8 protein-coding genes are annotated in these 16805 nt (G+C 60.8%); 6 read left to right on the forward strand and 2 right to left on the reverse strand.

What is annotated here, in order from left to right; all coding sequences use genetic code 11:
- Nucleotides 1-62 precede the first annotated feature (62 nt).
- The 4 genes from denD to ASB65_RS21825 all read left to right on the forward strand — a co-directional run bounded on the left by denD (nucleotide 63) and on the right by ASB65_RS21825 (nucleotide 4841).
- The gene (gene denD / locus ASB65_RS21810) at nucleotides 63-1049 is read left to right on the forward strand and encodes a D-erythronate dehydrogenase (protein WP_003516536.1); all 987 of its coding nucleotides are present in this window, start codon (nucleotides 63-65) and stop codon (nucleotides 1047-1049) included.
- On the forward strand, nucleotides 1046-1948 hold the full coding sequence (locus ASB65_RS21815; RefSeq protein WP_060725350.1) for an NAD(P)-dependent oxidoreductase: 903 nt from the start codon (nucleotides 1046-1048) through the stop codon (nucleotides 1946-1948). The genes denD and ASB65_RS21815 overlap by 4 nt, the downstream gene beginning before the upstream one ends.
- A 9-nt stretch (nucleotides 1949-1957) precedes the next feature.
- On the forward strand, nucleotides 1958-3742 hold the full coding sequence (locus ASB65_RS21820) for an IlvD/Edd family dehydratase (protein WP_060725351.1): 1785 nt from the start codon (nucleotides 1958-1960) through the stop codon (nucleotides 3740-3742).
- A gap of 124 nt (nucleotides 3743-3866) precedes the next feature.
- Nucleotides 3867-4841, forward strand: coding sequence for a threonine ammonia-lyase (locus ASB65_RS21825; protein ID WP_003505156.1), 975 nt, complete (start codon nucleotides 3867-3869; stop codon nucleotides 4839-4841).
- 12 nt (nucleotides 4842-4853) lie between these two features.
- Here the strand turns inward: ASB65_RS21825 and ASB65_RS21830 are convergent, their stop codons facing one another.
- Nucleotides 4854-5957 carry an NAD(P)/FAD-dependent oxidoreductase gene (locus ASB65_RS21830; RefSeq protein ID WP_060725352.1) on the reverse strand — a complete coding sequence of 368 codons (1104 nt, stop codon included), beginning with the start codon at nucleotides 5955-5957 and terminating at the stop codon, nucleotides 4854-4856.
- Between the two features lie 229 nt (nucleotides 5958-6186).
- Here ASB65_RS21830 and ASB65_RS28770 point away from each other — a divergent pair, with 229 nt between their 5' ends.
- Nucleotides 6187-6330 (forward strand): hypothetical protein, encoded by a 144-nt coding sequence (locus ASB65_RS28770; protein WP_003505150.1) that lies wholly within the window; start codon nucleotides 6187-6189, stop codon nucleotides 6328-6330.
- A 76-nt stretch (nucleotides 6331-6406) separates the two neighbouring features.
- Here ASB65_RS28770 and ASB65_RS21835 read toward each other — a convergent pair whose 3' ends face one another.
- Nucleotides 6407-7585: a M20 aminoacylase family protein gene (locus tag ASB65_RS21835; RefSeq protein WP_060725353.1), complete on the reverse strand. Its 1179-nt coding sequence runs from the start codon at nucleotides 7583-7585 to the stop codon at nucleotides 6407-6409.
- Nucleotides 7586-8161: 576 nt separating this feature from the next.
- On the opposite strand from ASB65_RS21835, the gene ASB65_RS21840 reads away from it, so the two are divergent.
- Nucleotides 8162-16657, forward strand: coding sequence for a GH36-type glycosyl hydrolase domain-containing protein (locus ASB65_RS21840; RefSeq protein ID WP_060725354.1), 8496 nt, complete (start codon nucleotides 8162-8164; stop codon nucleotides 16655-16657).
- Nucleotides 16658-16805 lie beyond the last annotated feature (148 nt).

Raw genomic sequence — 16805 nt, forward strand, 5'->3', positions numbered from 1 at the left:
TTCACGAGCCGATGATGTTTTTTCGGTCTCGGGAGAATGACCGGGCCAAAGAGGAGGAAGATATGCATATCGCAATCATCGGTGCTGCAGGCATGGTTGGCCGTAAGCTGACGCAGCGTCTCGTCAAGGATGGATCGCTTGGCGGCAAGTCGATTGACAGATTCACGCTTATCGACGTGTTTCAGCCTGAAGCGCCCGCCGGCTTCTCCGGTGCGGTTGATGCGCGCGCAGCCGATCTGTCCGCGCCGGGCGAAGCCGAAAAGCTGGTCGAAGCCCGCCCCGATGTGATCTTTCATCTTGCTGCCATCGTATCCGGTGAAGCCGAACTTGATTTCGACAAGGGCTACCGTATCAATCTCGATGGCACGCGTTATCTCTTCGACGCCATCCGCATTGCCAACGGCAAGGACGGTTACAAGCCGCGCGTGGTCTTCACCTCGTCGATCGCCGTATTCGGTGCGCCGCTCCCCTATCCGATTCCGGATGAGTTCCACACCACGCCGCTGACCAGCTACGGCACGCAGAAAGCGATCTGCGAGCTGCTGCTCTCCGACTATAGTCGTCGCGGTTTCTTCGACGGTATCGGCATTCGCCTGCCGACGATCTGCATTCGCCCCGGCAAGCCGAATGCGGCCGCTTCCGGCTTCTTCTCCAACATCCTGCGCGAGCCGCTGGTCGGCCAGGAAGCGGTTCTGCCGGTGCCGGAAAGCATTCGCCATTGGCACGCTTCGCCGCGTTCCGCTGTTGGTTTCCTTCTTCATGGCGCAACGATCGACGTGGAAAAGGTCGGTCCGCGCCGCAACCTGTCCATGCCCGGCCTCAGCGCCACCGTTGGCGAACAGATCGAAGCGCTGCGCAAGGTTGCGGGCGAAAAGGCCGTTGCCCTCATTCGCCGCGAGCCGAATGAGATGATCATGCGCATGTGCGAAGGCTGGGCGCCCGGTTTCGAAGCAAAGCGCGCCCGTGAACTTGGCTTTACGGCTGAAAGCTCCTTCGAAGAGATCATTCAGGTTCATATCGAGGACGAACTGGGAGGTTCACTGAAATGAGTGTCGGCGGGGAGGAGAAGAAGCGGTCGGTTGCCTTTATCGGCACAGGCCTGATGGGCGGGCCGATGGCCCGGCGTCTGCTGGGCGCGGGCTTTTCGGTTGCGGTGTGGAACCGCAGCGTCGAAAAGGCTGAGGCGCTGGTTGCCGATGGCGCGGTTCTCGCGGCATCGCCGGCCGAAGCCGCCAGAGGTGCCGATATCGTCATCACCATGCTGAGCGACGGCAAAGCCGTGGGCGAGGTGCTGTTCGAGGCGGGTGTGGCCGAATCGCTGGAAAAAGGCGCTGTTGTCATCGACAGCAGCTCCATTGCGCCGCCTATTGCGCGCGAACACTCCTCCCGGCTACGGGAAATGGGTATTCATCATGTCGATGCGCCGGTCTCCGGCGGTGTGCCGGGCGCAACGGCGGGTACGCTCGCGATCATGGCCGGTGGCGATGAGGCGCTGATCTCTGGTCTTTCGGATTTCTTCGCGCCGATGGGCAGGCTCACCTATGTCGGCCCCTCCGGTGCGGGCCAGCTTTGCAAACTCGCAAACCAGCAGATCGTCGCCATCACCATCGGCGCGGTTGCCGAGGCGATGATGCTTGTGGAAGCGGGCGGGGCATCCCGCGAAGGGTTCCGTAACGCCATACGTGGCGGTTTTGCCGAAAGCCGGATATTGGAATTGCACGGCGAACGCATGGTGAAGCGCAATTTCGCGCCAGGCGGACCCTCCAAGTTCCAGCTCAAGGATCTGAACGGGGTGCTGGCGACGGCAAAGGATTTGTCCCTGACGTTGCCTTTGACCCAGCAGGTAACGCGGGAGTTCGATGATTTCGTCAGCGATGGTGGAGCCGATATCGACCATAGCGGTATCCTGCTTTACCTCGAAAAACTCAACAACCGGGAACAGGGCTGAGGCGGTCTCATGAGCGACGACAAGACACCCGTGCGGCGGCTGCGATCCCAGGACTGGTTCGACAACCCTGACCATCTCGACATGACGGCGCTCTATCTGGAGCGCTTCATGAATTATGGCGTGACGCCGGAAGAGCTGCGTTCCGGCAAGCCGGTCATCGGCATCGCGCAGAGCGGCAGCGACCTGACGCCCTGCAACCGCGTCCATGTCGAACTGGTCAAGCGGGTGCGCGATGGTATCCGTGATGCGGGCGGTATCCCCATCGAGTTTCCGACCCATCCGATGTTCGAAAACTGCAAGCGACCGACAGCGGCGCTTGACCGCAATCTTGCCTATCTCAGCCTGGTGGAAGTGCTTTACGGTTATCCGCTCGATGGCGTCGTGTTGACCACGGGCTGCGACAAGACCACGCCTTCGGCGCTGATGGCGGCAAGCACGGTTGATATTCCGGCTATCGTCTTATCCGGCGGGCCGATGCTCGACGGGTACCATGACGGCGATCTGGTTGGTTCCGGCACGGTCATCTGGCGCATGCGCCGCAAATATGGCGCCGGCGAAATCACCCGCGAGGAATTCCTGCAGGCGGCGTTGGAATCCGCTCCGTCGGTTGGCCACTGCAACACCATGGGCACGGCCTCTACCATGAATGCCATTGCCGAAGCACTCGGCATGTCGCTGACCGGCTGCGGCGCAATCCCGGCCGCTTACCGCGAACGCGGCCAGATGGCCTATCGCACCGGCCGCCGCGCCGTCGAACTGGTTGTCGAGAATATCAAGCCCTCCGACATCATGACGCGCGAGGCGTTCCTGAACGCGATCCGCGTCAATTCGGCAATTGGCGGTTCCACCAATGCTCAGCCACACCTGGCGGCCATGGCCAAACATGCGGGCGTTGAACTCCGTGAAGAGGACTGGCAGGTCCACGGCTACGACATTCCGCTGCTTGCCAATGTCCAGCCCGCCGGAAAATGGCTGGGTGAGAAATACCACCGCGCCGGCGGTACGCCCGCCATCATGTGGGAGCTTCTGCAAGCGGGCAAGCTCGAGGGAAGCTGTCCGACCGTGACCGGCAAAACGGTGGCGGAAAATCTGGACGGGCGGGAATCGACCGACCGCGACGTGATCCTGCCTTACGATAAGCCGCTGAAGGAACGGGCCGGGTTCCTCGTCCTCAAGGGCAATCTGTTTGATTTCGCCATCATGAAGACGAGCGTTATCTCGGCGGAATTCCGGCAGCGTTATCTGAGCGAGCCGGGCCGCGAGGGCATTTTCGAGGGCAAATGTGTGGTGTTCGATGGTTCGGAAGACTATCACGCCCGCATCAATGATCCGTCCCTGGATATCGATGAGCGCACCATCCTCGTTATTCGCGGAGCGGGACCGCTCGGCGGGCCGGGTTCGGCCGAGGTCGTCAACATGCAGCCGCCGGATGCGCTGCTGAAAAGGGGCATTACCAGCCTGCCGACGATCGGCGACGGCCGGCAATCGGGAACGGCGGACAGCCCGTCGATCCTCAACGCCTCGCCGGAAAGTGCCGCAGGCGGCGGGCTGGCATGGCTCCGCACGGGCGATGTGATCCGCATCGACTTCAACAAAGGCGAGTGCAATGCGCTGGTGCCGGATGAGGAGCTTGCGGCCCGCAAGGCTGACGGCATTCCCGCTGTTCCCGCGGATGCGACGCCCTGGCAGCGCATTTATCGTCAGTCGGTGACCCAGCTTTCGGACGGCGCGGTTCTGGAAGGAGCTGCGGATTTCCGCCGGATCGCCGAGAAGATGCCCCGGCACAATCATTGATCGCACCTGACAAAAATCCCCGGCCACGTCCGGGGATTTTTCCTTTCGGACTGTTTCGCATTTGATTGCGACCTCCTAATGTATCCGCGAATCCGCGTTACATCCGCATTATCGAGGGCAGGACATGACAGATATTTCGATGATAGAGGCCGCGCGCGAGCGTATCGGCAACCATGCGGTGCGGACGCCATTGCTGTCGTCACCTTTTCTGGATGAGATTGCTGGGCGAAAGCTGTTCGTGAAGGCCGAATGCCTGCAGAGGACGGGTTCCTTCAAGTTTCGCGGCGGCTGGTCGGCCGTCTCCGGCCTGCCGGCGCAGGTGCGCGCCAAGGGCGTGATCGCCTTTTCCTCTGGCAACCATGCGCAGGGCGTGGCCCTTGCAGCCCGCCTGCACGACGTTCCCGCCGTCATCATCATGCCGTCGGATGCACCGAAGATCAAAATCGACAATACCCGCGCCTATGGCGCGGAGGTGGTGCTCTACGACCGGGCGAACGAAGATCGCGATGCCATCGGAGATCGCATTTCGCGCGAGCGTGGGCTGACACTGATCAGGCCCTATGACGAACCGCTGGTTATTGCCGGGCAGGGGACGGTGGGGCTGGAGATTGCCGAACAGGGCGCGGAGCTGAGTATCTATGCAGCCGAGGTTCTGGTGCCTTGCGGTGGCGGTGGCCTCACATCCGGCATCTCCCTTGCACTTGCGGCGAAAGCTCAGAACTACAAGGTCAGGACTTCAGAACCGGAGCGGTTCGACGATGTGGCCCGTTCCCTTGCCTCGGGCAAGATCGAGCGTAACGCCACGACCTCGGGTTCGATCTGCGACGCGATCGTCACGCCACAGCCCGGAAACATTACTTTCCCGATCATGGCGGAGCTTTGCGGAAAGGGCATTGCCGTGACCGAGGAGGAAGCGCTGCGGGCGATGGTTCTCGCCTTCAACCGGCTGAAGATCGTCGTCGAGCCCGGTGGTGCGGTGGCGCTGGCGGCGGCCCTCTTCCACGGCGATGAACTGGAGAGCGAAACGGCGATTGCAGTGGCTTCCGGCGGCAATGTCGATCCTGACATCATGGCGGGCGCGCTGTCCCGTTTCGGCTGAATGAGGTTGAGATCAAGCCTCGAGTCGTGCCGCGACCTCGTTGGCAATCGCCAGCGAGGCGGTCAGGCCGGGGCTTTCTATGCCGAAGAGATTGACGAGGCCGGCAACGCCGTGGGTTTCCGGCCCGTCAATGCGGAAATCCATGGCCGGTTCGTCCGGACCGGAAATCTTCGGCCGGATTCCGGAATAGGCCGGAATCAGCGCATGGTCGGGAAGGCCCGGCCAATAACGCCGTATCGCGTCGCCAAAACCCTCCATGCGGCGGGGATCAACGGCGTAATCGATGGTGTCCACCCATTCCACATCCGGCCCGAAACGGGCCTGGCCGGCAAGATCGAGAGTGAGATGCACGCCAAGGCCATGGGTGTGAGGTGCGGGGTAGATCAGCCGTGAAAAGGGCGACTTGCCGGCCAGCGAAAAATAGCTGCCTTTGGCAAAACGCGCTTGCGGGACCAAATCCTCCGACAATCCTTCGATCTTTCTTGCCACCATCGGCGCAACAAGTCCGGCGGAATTGACGAGCAGCCGGCATGTCAGGCTTGTGGGCTCCGCGCCGCCGACGTGAACCCGGAAACCATCGCCGATCACTTCTGCCTTTTCGAAGGGTGCGTTCAGGGCAAGGGCTGCGCCATGATCCTGCGCGTCTCCAAGGAGCGCCAGCATATAACCATGGCTGTCGATGATACCGGTCGAGGGCGATGTCAGGGCTGCGACGCAGGTGAGCGCGGGTTCGAGCGAGACTGCCTGTCGCTCATCGATCAGCTCAAGGTCGTCGCAACCGTTGGCTTTGCCTTTTTCGCGGAGGGCGGTGAGCATGGCCGTCTCTTCATCGCTCGCGGCGACGATGAGTTTGCCGCAGCGGCGATATGAGACGCCGTGGCTTTGACAGAAAGCATAGAGTCGCGCCTTGCCTTCCACGCAAAGCCGGGCCTTGAGGCTTCCGGCCGGATAATAGAGCCCGGCGTGAATGACTTCGCTGTTGCGGGAGGAAGTGGCCGAGCCGAATTCCTTTTCGCTTTCGAGGATGATGACGGAGAGGCCGCGCATCGCCAGCTCGCGTGCTGTCGCCAGTCCGATCACCCCGGCTCCGATGATGATGGCGTCGATATCCGTCATGGTCTTTTCCGTGCCCGCCGCTGGTTTTGAACGGAAATGCCCTCCAGCGCGTTGATCCCGGGCAATGGGTAGATTGATGCTTGCCGGTGGGCAAGTCGCAATCCGTATTTTTCCCGATGCGCCAATCTTATGGAATTTTATCTCTACTGAAACAGTGGGGAATAAAGCTATTCTCTACGTGAAATAAGCAATGCCCGCTTTGAAGGGCCGAGCAGGAAGGGAGTGCACAATGTCTTATTCCAAGGCAGGAAAAGTGAAAGACTTTGTCTCGCAGCCCCAGTCGCCGCGTAACTGGAAAGATTCGGTTCATGCGGCTCTTGTCGGCGTCTGCGTGGCGTTTGTCGCTGCCGTCATATTCGGTCTCGTTCCCTGATCCTCCCGACTTTCTCATCAGGGTATTTGAGAACAAAAGGCCGGTCGCTCCTCCGACCGGCCTTTTTCATGTCCATTCATGCCTTCAGGTAATCCTCGGCCAGATCAACCCAGAAAGCGGTTCCGATCGGCAGGATATCGTCGTTGAAATCGAATTTCGGATGGTGCAGCGGCGGGTCGTTGTCGGTGCGCGCGGTGCCGAGGAAAAAATAACAGCCGGGCCGCTTCTCCAGCATATAGGCGAAGTCTTCCGCGCCCATCGACGGGCGCTGCATCTCAGCCACCCTTTCAGTTCCGGCAAAGCGGCGGGCGAGATCGGCGACATAATCCGTTTCCGCCTTGTGGTTGACCGTTGCGTTATACCCGCGCTCGTAATCGATGGTGACGCTCATGCCATAGCTGGCCGCCTGGCCTTCGGCTATCGCCCGGATGCGCTTTTCCAGCTCATCGCGCACGCCCGGATCGAAGGAGCGGATGGTCAGCAGCATTTCCGCCGTCTCGGGAATCACATTGCTGGCAGCACCCGCATGGAACGCGCCAACGGTGACGACCGCCGACAATTGCGGATGGATATTGCGGGATACCACCGTCTGCAAGGCCATGATGATGCTCGCGCCGGCAACGATGGGGTCGGCCGCGTCCTGCGGCTCGGCGCCGTGGCCGCCGTAACCGTTGACGGTGATCTTGCACTCGTCGACAGCGGCGAGAATCGGCCCCTCGCGCAGCACGAATTGCCCGAAGGGCAGGCCGGGATCGTTATGCAGGGCAAAAACCGCATCGCAGGGAAAACGTTCGAATAGCCCGTCCTCGATCATGATTCTGGCGCCGCCGAAATTTTCTTCCGCCGGCTGGAAGATCAGATGCAGGGTTCCATCGAAATTCTTGCGCTCAGCGATGATCTTTGCCGCGCCGAGCAGCATGGCGGTGTGGCCATCGTGGCCGCAGGCATGCATCACGCCCTGATTGGCGCTTGCATAATCCGCCCCCGTCTCTTCGTGGATCGGCAGGGCGTCGATATCGGCGCGGATGCCGAGCGTGCGTGTGCTGTCGCCATTGCGCAGAGTGGCGACGATACCGGTGCCGGCGAGCCCGCGCGTCACCTCATAACCCATTTCCACCAATTGCCCGGCAATGAAGTCCGAGGTTTTGAACTCCAAAAGACCGATTTCCGGATTGCGGTGCAGGTGGCGGCGTATGGCCACCACATCTGGCATATGGTTGGCAAAGGATGCGATATTCGCGGTCTGTTTCGTCATTTTCAGAATCCCGGGTTTGGCCGTTTTTTCCGGCGTCTTTCCCAAGGGACATATCAGCATATTTATGTATTCTAAAGTGTCGTTATCGGCGCGGAAATGGCCTGAAATTCAGCGCTTGCATCGTGCCGCGACAGGTGGCATGGAACTATTGACGTCCTGGGGCATTAGCTTCTTTCGGATGTAGCGCGGGCAGTCTCGGTTCCGCGTTGCCCTTCAGGTTGTCAACGGGGGATTATCGACGTTGCGCGAACAATTTTCGCCGTCGGGGAGGGTGCGAAATTCGGTCGGAACGGCATTGCCGGGCCGCAGGATGCCATTTTCTTCCTGTTATCGAAAATCTCCTGTCCGCACCGATCTGCGGTTTTCCGATCGTATCGGAATAATTTCACTGCAACATGCTGCACCTGCGGATACCACCCGCCTGACGATTCGTTCCGCACGGCGTCCGGTCCGGTTCACCGAAGGTTCAGGATAAGTCATAAATATAGCGTGGCCTGATTTTCGTATGTGTTCCCGCCATGGACGAAATGCCGGTCAAGTCGAACAAGTTTCCCTAAAGTTCAGAATACGAGCCCGATGTCATTTCATATTACCCCGACCGCCGCCGCCCGTGATTCCGAGACGAAGCAGATCGATCATAACGATTCGATCCGCGCGTCCTATATGACGGTCGAGGAACTGCATGATGCGGGCGCCGCGCTTTCGCGCGATGGCGCCGACAGCCTTCCCGGCTTCATGGAGTTCGATTTCTTCGAACGTCATCGTGAGAACGAGAAGGAAATTCTGCGGGTCTACCGCACAACGGCGGTCGACGCGGAAAATGGCGCGACGATAACGCCGGCGGCGGAATGGCTGCTCGACAATCACTACGTCATCGAAGAGGCGATCCAGGAAGTCCGCCGCGATTTTCCGCGCAAGTTCTATCGCCAGCTGCCGACGATGACGGTGGGCGGGGTGACGATCCCGCGGGTCATGGCGCTCGGCTGGCTTTATGTCGCCCATACCCACAGCACGGTTTCGCGCGAGAACATGACGGCGCTGGTGGATGGCTACCAGACCTCAAAGACGCTGCAGATCGGTGAATTGTGGGCGCTGCCGTTGATCATTCGTTTTGTCCTCATCGAAAATCTTCGCCGCATCTCCATCCGTGTGGAGCGTTCGCGCCGCATGCGCCAGAAGGCGAACGAGGTCGTTGACGAGATCATTCGTCTCAACGATGCGGAAGCCTCCGCGGCCCTTTTGAAGCAGGTCGATACGCTGGTCGACGACCCAACGTTCGCAACGCAATTCCTTTATCGTCTCCGCAACGGCTCCCAGACATCGGGTTTTGCGGTGGCATGGCTCGAAGAGCGCCTGCATGCTGCCGGCACGGACGCCGAAAACGTCATGATGTCGGAACATAACCGTCTTGCATCCGGCAACGTGACGATGGGCAACATCGTCAAGAGCCTGCGCGAAATCGACGATACCGAATGGTCGGTGTGGTTCGAGGAAGTCAGCCACATCGACAAGGTTCTGCGCGAAGAGACCGATTACGAAACGCTCGATTTCGGTTCGCGAAACACCTACCGCAATACTATCGAACTTCTGGCGCGCCGTTCTCCCAAGACTGAAGTTGAGGTTGCGCGTGCCGCTGTCGAAATGGCGCGCGCCGATACGCCTGTGGAGGCGGACGAGACACATCCCGTCAATGTCGGCTCCGTGCTCGTGGGCCAGCGTCGTTTCGAACTTGAGAAGGCGCTGGGTTACCGGCCTTTGGTGTCGCAGCGTATCGTCCGGGCGATGCGCAAGTTCAACTGGCTTGCGATTGCGGCGCCGGTGTTTCTAATCACCGCGCTCGCCATGCTCGCCGTTGGCTGGTTCCTGGCGCAGGCGGGCATGCCCTGGTATGTGGTGACCGCCTTCCTGCTGATGTTCGCATTGCCGGCATCCGAGGGCGCGACCGGCCTCTTCAACACGCTCGTCACCTTCTTTGTGAAGCCGTTCCGGCTGGTCGGATACGAGTTCAAGAACGGCATTCCGCAGGACGCCCGCACGCTGGTTGCCGTGCCCTGCATGCTGACCAGCCGCGACAGTGTCGATGAGATGATGCGCAATATCGAGGTGCATTATCTCGCCAATCCGCATGGCGAGATCTATTTCTCGCTGGTGAGCGACTGGCGCGATGCGCAGTATGAACAGTCCGACGATGACCTCGAAATTCTCGACTATGCCAAGCGTGAGCTTGCGGCGCTGAACAGCCGTTATGCCTTTGACGGCAAGACGCGCTTTTACCTGTTGCACCGCCGCCGCATCTACAATTCGGCTGAAGGCTGCTGGATGGGCTGGGAGCGCAAGCGCGGCAAGCTGCATGAGCTGAACATGCTGCTGCGCGGCGACAAGGATACGACGTTCCTCGGCGGCGCCAACGTCGTGCCGGAGGGCGTGAAATACGTCATGACGCTGGATGCCGATACGCGCCTGATGCGCGATGCGGTGACCAAGCTCGTCGGCAAGATGCACCACCCGATCAATCGTCCGGTGATCGACCCGGTGTCCGGACGGGTTGTCGAAGGCTACGGGCTGCTGCAGCCGCGCGTAACGCCCTCGCTCACCACCGGCAAGGACGCATCCGTTTTCCAGCGGGTCTTCTCGATCAACCGCGGTATCGATCCTTACGTCTTCACCGTTTCCGACGTCTATCAGGACCTGACGTCCGAGGGCACCTTCACCGGCAAGGGCCTTTACGATGTGGATGCCTTTGAGGCGGCGCTGAAGGGCCGGATCGAGGAAAACTCCATTCTCAGCCACGATCTGCTCGAAGGCTCCTTCGCGCGCTGCGCGCTGGTGACCGACGTGGAACTGGTCGAGGATTTCCCGACCCGCTATGAGGTTGAAGTCTCGCGCCAGCATCGCTGGGCGCGTGGCGACTGGCAGCTTCTGCCCTTTATCCTCGATCGTGCCCGTGGCGTTACCGCGATCGGCCGCTGGAAGATGGTCGATAACCTGCGTCGCTCGCTGACGCCGATCGCCTGGTTCTTTGCCTCGATCCTCGGCTGGTATTTCATGGATCCGCTCGGTGCGCTGATCTGGCAGATCCTGCTGATCTTCTCGCTGTTCGTAGCCCCCACGCTTTCCCTGCTCTCCGGTCTCGTGCCGCGCTCCACCGATATCGTGCCGCAGGCGCATTTCCACACCATCTGGTCGGAAATCCGCGCGACCAACGCACAGGTGGCGCTGCGCATCGTCTTCATCGCCGATGCCGCCTGCATGATGACCGACGCGATTGCCCGCTCGCTTTACCGCCTGCTCGTCAGCCACAAGCTGATGCTGGAATGGCGTACCGCCGCCAGCATGCAGTCGAGCGCGCAGGGCAGCATCATCGATTATTATCGACAGATGTGGCATGCGCCCGTAGTGGCGATGCTCGGCCTGCTGTTCGCGGCGCTGCCGGGTGACAATGCCTTCCTGATCGGCATTCCCTTCACGCTTCTCTGGGTTCTGTCGCCTGCCGTTGCCTGGTATGTCAGCCAGTCGGCTGAAACCGAAGACCGGCTGTTCGTTTCGGAACACGTCTCCTTCGAGCTTCGCAAGATCGCGCGCCGCACATGGCGTTATTACGAGGCCTTCGTGACGCCGCAGGAAAACCACCTGCCGCCTGATAACTTCCAGGAAACGCCGGAGCCGATCGTCGCTTCGCGCACGTCGCCCACCAATATCGGCGTCTACCTGCTTTCCATCATTTCGGCGCGCCAGTTCGGCTGGATCAGCTTTGCCGATACTCTGGAGCGGATCGAGAACACGATCCAGACCGTCGAGAAGATGGAGAAACATCGCGGCCATCTCTACAACTGGTACCATACGGACACGTTGCAGACGCTTGGACCCCGCTATGTTTCGGCGGTGGACAGCGGCAATCTTGCCGGTCACCTGATTGCAGTTTCGTCGGCCTGCCGCCAGTGGGCGGAAGCGCCTTCCGCGCATCTTCAGGGCAATCTGGACGGTATCGGCGATCTGGCCGGCATCCTGCGCGAAACGCTGAAAGCGCTGCCTGACGACCGCAAGAACCTGCGTCCGCTGCATCGCCGTCTCGAAGAGCGTATCATCGGGTTCTCGAACGCTCTGGCGTCCGTCAAGCGCGAGCATGAATTCGCATCGATCCGCGTCATCAATCTGGCGGTGCTTGCGCGCGACATCCAGAAACTCGCTACCAATGTCGATCACGAAGTGAAGTCTGCGCAGAGCGCGGAAGTGACCCGCTGGGCGCAATTGCTGGTGGATTGCTGTGAGGCGCATATTTCAGACAGCGCCATCGATCTCACCAATATGGAACCGTTGCGCCAGCGTCTCGCATCGCTGCGCGACCGCAGCCGCAACCTCGCTTTCTCGATGGACTTCACGTTCCTGTACCGCAAGGATCGCCGTCTTCTGTCGATTGGCTATCGCGTCGAAAGCAAGGAGCTGGACGAGGCCTGCTACGACCTTCTGGCGTCCGAATGCCGTCTGACCAGCCTGTTTGCCATCGCCAAGGGCGATCTGCCGACAGAGCACTGGTACCGTCTCGGCCGTCAGGTCGTGCCGATCGGTGCGCAGGGCGCGCTGGTCTCCTGGTCGGGTTCGATGTTCGAATATCTGATGCCCCCGCTCGTCATGCAGGAGCGTCAGGGCGGCATTCTCAACCAGACCAACAATCTGATCGTTAAGGAACAGATGAACCACGGCCGCCGCCTCGGCACGCCATGGGGCATTTCCGAAGCGGCGTTCAACGCCCGCGATCACAACATGAACTACCAGTACACCAACTTCGGCGTGCCGACGCTTGGTCTCAAGCGCGGCCTTGGCCAGAATGCGGTGATCGCGCCCTATGCGTCGATCCTCGCCAGCCAGTACGATCCTGATGGTGCGCTTGAGAACCTCGACAAGCTGCGCAAGCTTGGCGCGCTTGGCCAGTACGGCTTCCATGATGCGGTGGATTTCACACCGACACGTGTGCCTGATGGTAAGGTCTGCGCGGTGGTCTACAACTATTATGCCCACCACCACGGCATGTCGATTGCGGCCGTCGCCAACGTCGCTTTCGATGGCGTGCTGCGCGAACTCTTCCATTCCGATCCGGTGATTGAAGCGGCCGAACTGCTGTTGCAGGAAAAGGCACCGCGCGAAGTGCCCGTCATGAGCGCGAAATACGAGCCGGAAACCCCCGGCAAGGAACAGGCGGACCTGTTGCGTGCGGAAGTGCGCTCCATCGTCGACCCGGCCGCGCGCGACCGCGAAGTGGTGTTCCTTTCGAACGGCCATTATTCGACGATGCTCACCTCGACGGGTGCCGGTTATTCGAAGTGGAACGGTCAGGCGATTTCCCGCTGGAAGGCCGATCCGACCGAAGACCGCTGGGGCACCTTCATCTTCCTGCGCGACACCACCAACGGACAATGGTGGAGTGCGACGGCAGAGCCGCGTGTTATCGAAGGCGAAAAGACCAAGACGATCTTCACCGACGACAAGGCCGAGTTCCACAAGACCACCGGCGATCTGCAGAGCGTGGTCGAATGCATTGTCGCCACCGAGCACGATGCCGAAGGCCGCCGCGTCACGCTGCTCAATGTCGGTTCCGAGGATCGCTATATCGAAGTGACCTCCTATATGGAGCCCGTCATTGCGTCTGAAGATGACGACAACGCCCATCCGCTGTTCTCGCGCATGTTCGTGCAGACCGAGATCGGCCGCCGCGGTGATGTCATCCGCGCCTGGCGCAACCGTCGCAGCCCGAACGAGCCCGGTACCGTCATCGCGCATCTTGCCGCCGACAATGCCGGCCCGTCGCGCCCGACGGAATTCGAGACCGATCGTGCCAAGTTCATCGGCCGCGGCCGCTCGCTGCGCGAAGCGGCGGCTTTCGATGCCGGTGCGACGCTTTCCAGCAACGACGGCTTCACGCTTGATCCGATCCTGTCATTGCGCCGCACCGTACGCGTGCCGGCGGGCAAGAAGGTGAGCGTGATTTTCTGGACGATTGCCGCGCCAAGCCGCGAGGAGGTCGACAAGGCGATCGACCGTTATCGTCATCCGGACGCGTTTGCCCATGAACTCGTGCACGCCTGGACACGCACGCAGGTGCAGATGCGCCATGTGGGCGTCACCTCGCAGCAGGCGGCCGCCTTCCAGCATCTCGGCCGTTATCTGACCTATCCGGACATGCATCTGCGTGCGGATTCGGAAACGCTGAAAACCGGCCTTGCCTCGCAGCGTGCTTTGTGGCCGCTCGCGATTTCAGGCGATTTCCCGATCTTCAGCCTGCGCATCAACGACGATATGGACATGGATATCGCCCGTGAGGCGCTGAGCGCCCATGAATATCTGCGTTCACGCGGCGTGATCTTCGATCTCGTTATCGTCAACGAACGGGCTGCATCCTATGCACAGGACATGCAGCATGCGCTGGATCATATTTCCGAGGCGCAGCGCCGCATCAATCCCGCCGATGGCGGTCGTCCGCACGTCTTCTCCGTGCGCCGCGACCTGATGGACGAAGAGACGTGGAGCGCGCTTCTCGCCGCTTCCCGCGTCGTTCTCCACGTGCGCAACGGCAAGATTGTCGACCAGATCAACCGTGCGGTCTCGCTGTTTGCGGCCCATCGCGGCCCCGATGGCACAAGCGATGCTGCGCAGGCCCGTCTGCCGGTACCGTCCTTCCCGGTTGCGGAACAGGTCGAAGATGCGGGTGATCTCGATTTCTGGAACGGTTTTGGCGGCTTCGCCAGGAACGGCCAGGAATATGTTGTGCGCCTCAATGGCGGGCAGTCCACGCCGCATCCGTGGATCAACGTCATCTCGAACGAGAGTTTCGGCTTCCACATTTCGGCCGAAGGCGCCGGTTTCAGCTGGAGCCGCAATTCGCGCGACTATCAGCTGACGCCCTGGAGCAACGATCCGGTCGTCAACCGGCCGGGTGAGGCCTTCTATGTCGCCGATGTGGAGACAGGAAAGCTCTATACGCCCTGCGCCGCGCTGTCGCGCGATCCCGAAGCCATGTTCGAAACCCGCCATGGTCTGGGTTACTCCGTGCTGACAGGCGTGGCAGATACACTTGAAGTCGAAGTGACGCAGACCGTCGATCGCGAAAAACCGGTCAAGTTCTCGCAGGTCATCGTTCGCAACAAGGGTTCGAAAAGCCGCCGCCTGAAGGTCTACGTCTATGTAGAATGGGTGCTGGGCAACAACGCCCAGAAATCCGCGCCGTTCATTCTGAGCAGGCACGATGCCGGCAGTAATGCGATCTTCGCGTCGAACCCCTACAGCATCGACTATAGCGCCCGCACGGCGTTCCTGACGCTTGACAGCGAGGCGAGCGGCTTCACCACCAGCCGCCGGGAATTCATCGGTCGCTTCGGTTCGGCACAGGCCCCGCAGGGTATCGTATCCGGTGCCGCACTCAGCGGCAGCACCGAGGTCGACGGTGATCCCTGCGCTGCGCTGATGCAGGAAATCCATCTGAAGCCCGGCGAAGAACGGCATATGACCTTCATTCTCGGCGATGCCGACAATGCGGAAGAAGCCGAAACGCTGGTGAAGGACGTTCGAAAAGCGGACTTCCAGACGGTGCTGGACGAGAGCAAGGCATTCTGGACCGGCTTTACCGGCCAATTGCAGGTTTCCACGCCCGATGCCGGCTTTAACCACATGGTCAATAACTGGCTGCCCTATCAGGCGCTGGCGTGCCGTATTCTGGCGCGCACGGCCTTTTACCAGTCGAGCGGCGCCTTCGGCTTCCGCGACCAGCTTCAGGATACGCTGGCCTTCCTGCTCTATCAGCCGGATCTCGCCCGCAAGCAGATCCTGCGCGCAGCCGGTCGCCAGTTCCCCGAAGGCGATGTGCAGCACTGGTGGTTGCCTCTGACGGGCGCCGGTGTTCGCACGACCATCTCGGATGACGTGGTCTGGCTCGCATATGCGATCAACCAATATGTCTCGGCCACGGGTGATGTCGCGATCCTCGATGAAAGCATCCCCTTCCTGAAGGGGGCGGCATTGATGCCCGGCCAGCATGATGCTTTCTTCCAGCCGGAGATCAGCGACAGATCCGCCACGCTTTACGAACATGCGGCGCTGGCGCTTGATCTCGCCATTCATCGCACCGGCGAAAATGGCCTGCCGCTGATCCTCGGCGGCGACTGGAACGACGGCATGAACCGCGTCGGCGTCGGCGGCAAGGGCACCAGCGTCTGGCTCGGCTGGTTCCTTTCCGGGGCGTTGCGCGATTTCATCGAGATTGCGGAAAAGCGTGGCGATACCGACCGCGTCGGCAAATGGGCGGCGCACCGGGAAAGGCTGCGCAATGCGCTGGAAACGGCCGGTTGGGATGGCAGCTATTACCGGCGCGGTTATTTCGATGACGGCACGCCGCTGGGTTCGGCCGAAAGCGAGGAATGCCGGATCGATTCTCTTGGCCAGAGCTGGAGCGTTCTCTCCGGCGAAGGCGAAGAGGGCAGGTCGCGGCAGGCCATGGATGCCGTCATGGAGCATCTGGTCGATGAGCAGACCGGCATTATCAGGCTGTTTACGCCGCCCTTCTCGCGTGCGCCGCATGATCCGGGCTACATCAAGGGATATCCGCCGGGTGTGCGTGAAAACGGCGGGCAATATACCCATGCCGCAACCTGGGTGGTTCTTGCCCTCGCCAAGCAGGGTAGGGCGCAGGAGGCATGGAACTGCTTCAAGCTGCTCAACCCGGTCAATCATGCGCTCGATGCGGCATCGTCAGAAACCTATCGGGTCGAACCCTATGTGGTGACCGCGGATGTTTACGGTGAAGGTGCTTATGCGGGCCGTGGCGGCTGGAGCTGGTATACGGGTTCGGCCGGCTGGCTCTACCGTGCCGCTGTCGAGGGCATTCTCGGCATCACACGCACCGACGGCAAGCTGCATATTTCGCCGTCGCTGCCAGAGGACTGGAGCGGTTTCTCGGTCAAGATCACGCTCGACGGGAAGGCAAAGGACATCGTCGTCAGCCGTAAGGCTGGTGCGGCGGAAGTCTCCGTATCCGTCGATGGCAAGGCTTTGTCGGCAGGCGACAGGGTGATCCCCCTCGACTGAGACGATCAGGTCTCTGTTCGCTTTTAAATTCAGGCTCCTGTGGTGACGCAGGGGCCTGAATTTTTTTGTGGGCTAGCTTGGTTTGCGACTTTGCATATCGGCCGGATCATGGCCTGGAAGCCCGGTTTCCTTCGCAGACATCGGCCGA

This window comes from Agrobacterium tumefaciens str. B6 (assembly GCF_001541315.1).
In the GTDB taxonomy this organism is placed as follows: domain Bacteria; phylum Pseudomonadota; class Alphaproteobacteria; order Rhizobiales; family Rhizobiaceae; genus Agrobacterium; species Agrobacterium radiobacter.

Coding starts and splice junctions, on each gene's coding strand:
- denD (WP_003516536.1), top strand. CDS start 63: ATGCATATCGCAATCATCGGTGCTGCAGGCATGGTTGGCCGTAAGCTG.
- ASB65_RS21815 (WP_060725350.1), top strand. CDS start 1,046: ATGAGTGTCGGCGGGGAGGAGAAGAAGCGGTCGGTTGCCTTTATCGGC.
- ASB65_RS21820 (WP_060725351.1), top strand. CDS start 1,958: ATGAGCGACGACAAGACACCCGTGCGGCGGCTGCGATCCCAGGACTGG.
- ASB65_RS21825 (WP_003505156.1), top strand. CDS start 3,867: ATGACAGATATTTCGATGATAGAGGCCGCGCGCGAGCGTATCGGCAAC.
- ASB65_RS21830 (WP_060725352.1), bottom strand. CDS start 5,957: ATGACGGATATCGACGCCATCATCATCGGAGCCGGGGTGATCGGACTG.
- ASB65_RS28770 (WP_003505150.1), top strand. CDS start 6,187: ATGTCTTATTCCAAGGCAGGAAAAGTGAAAGACTTTGTCTCGCAGCCC.
- ASB65_RS21835 (WP_060725353.1), bottom strand. CDS start 7,585: ATGACGAAACAGACCGCGAATATCGCATCCTTTGCCAACCATATGCCA.
- ASB65_RS21840 (WP_060725354.1), top strand. CDS start 8,162: ATGTCATTTCATATTACCCCGACCGCCGCCGCCCGTGATTCCGAGACG.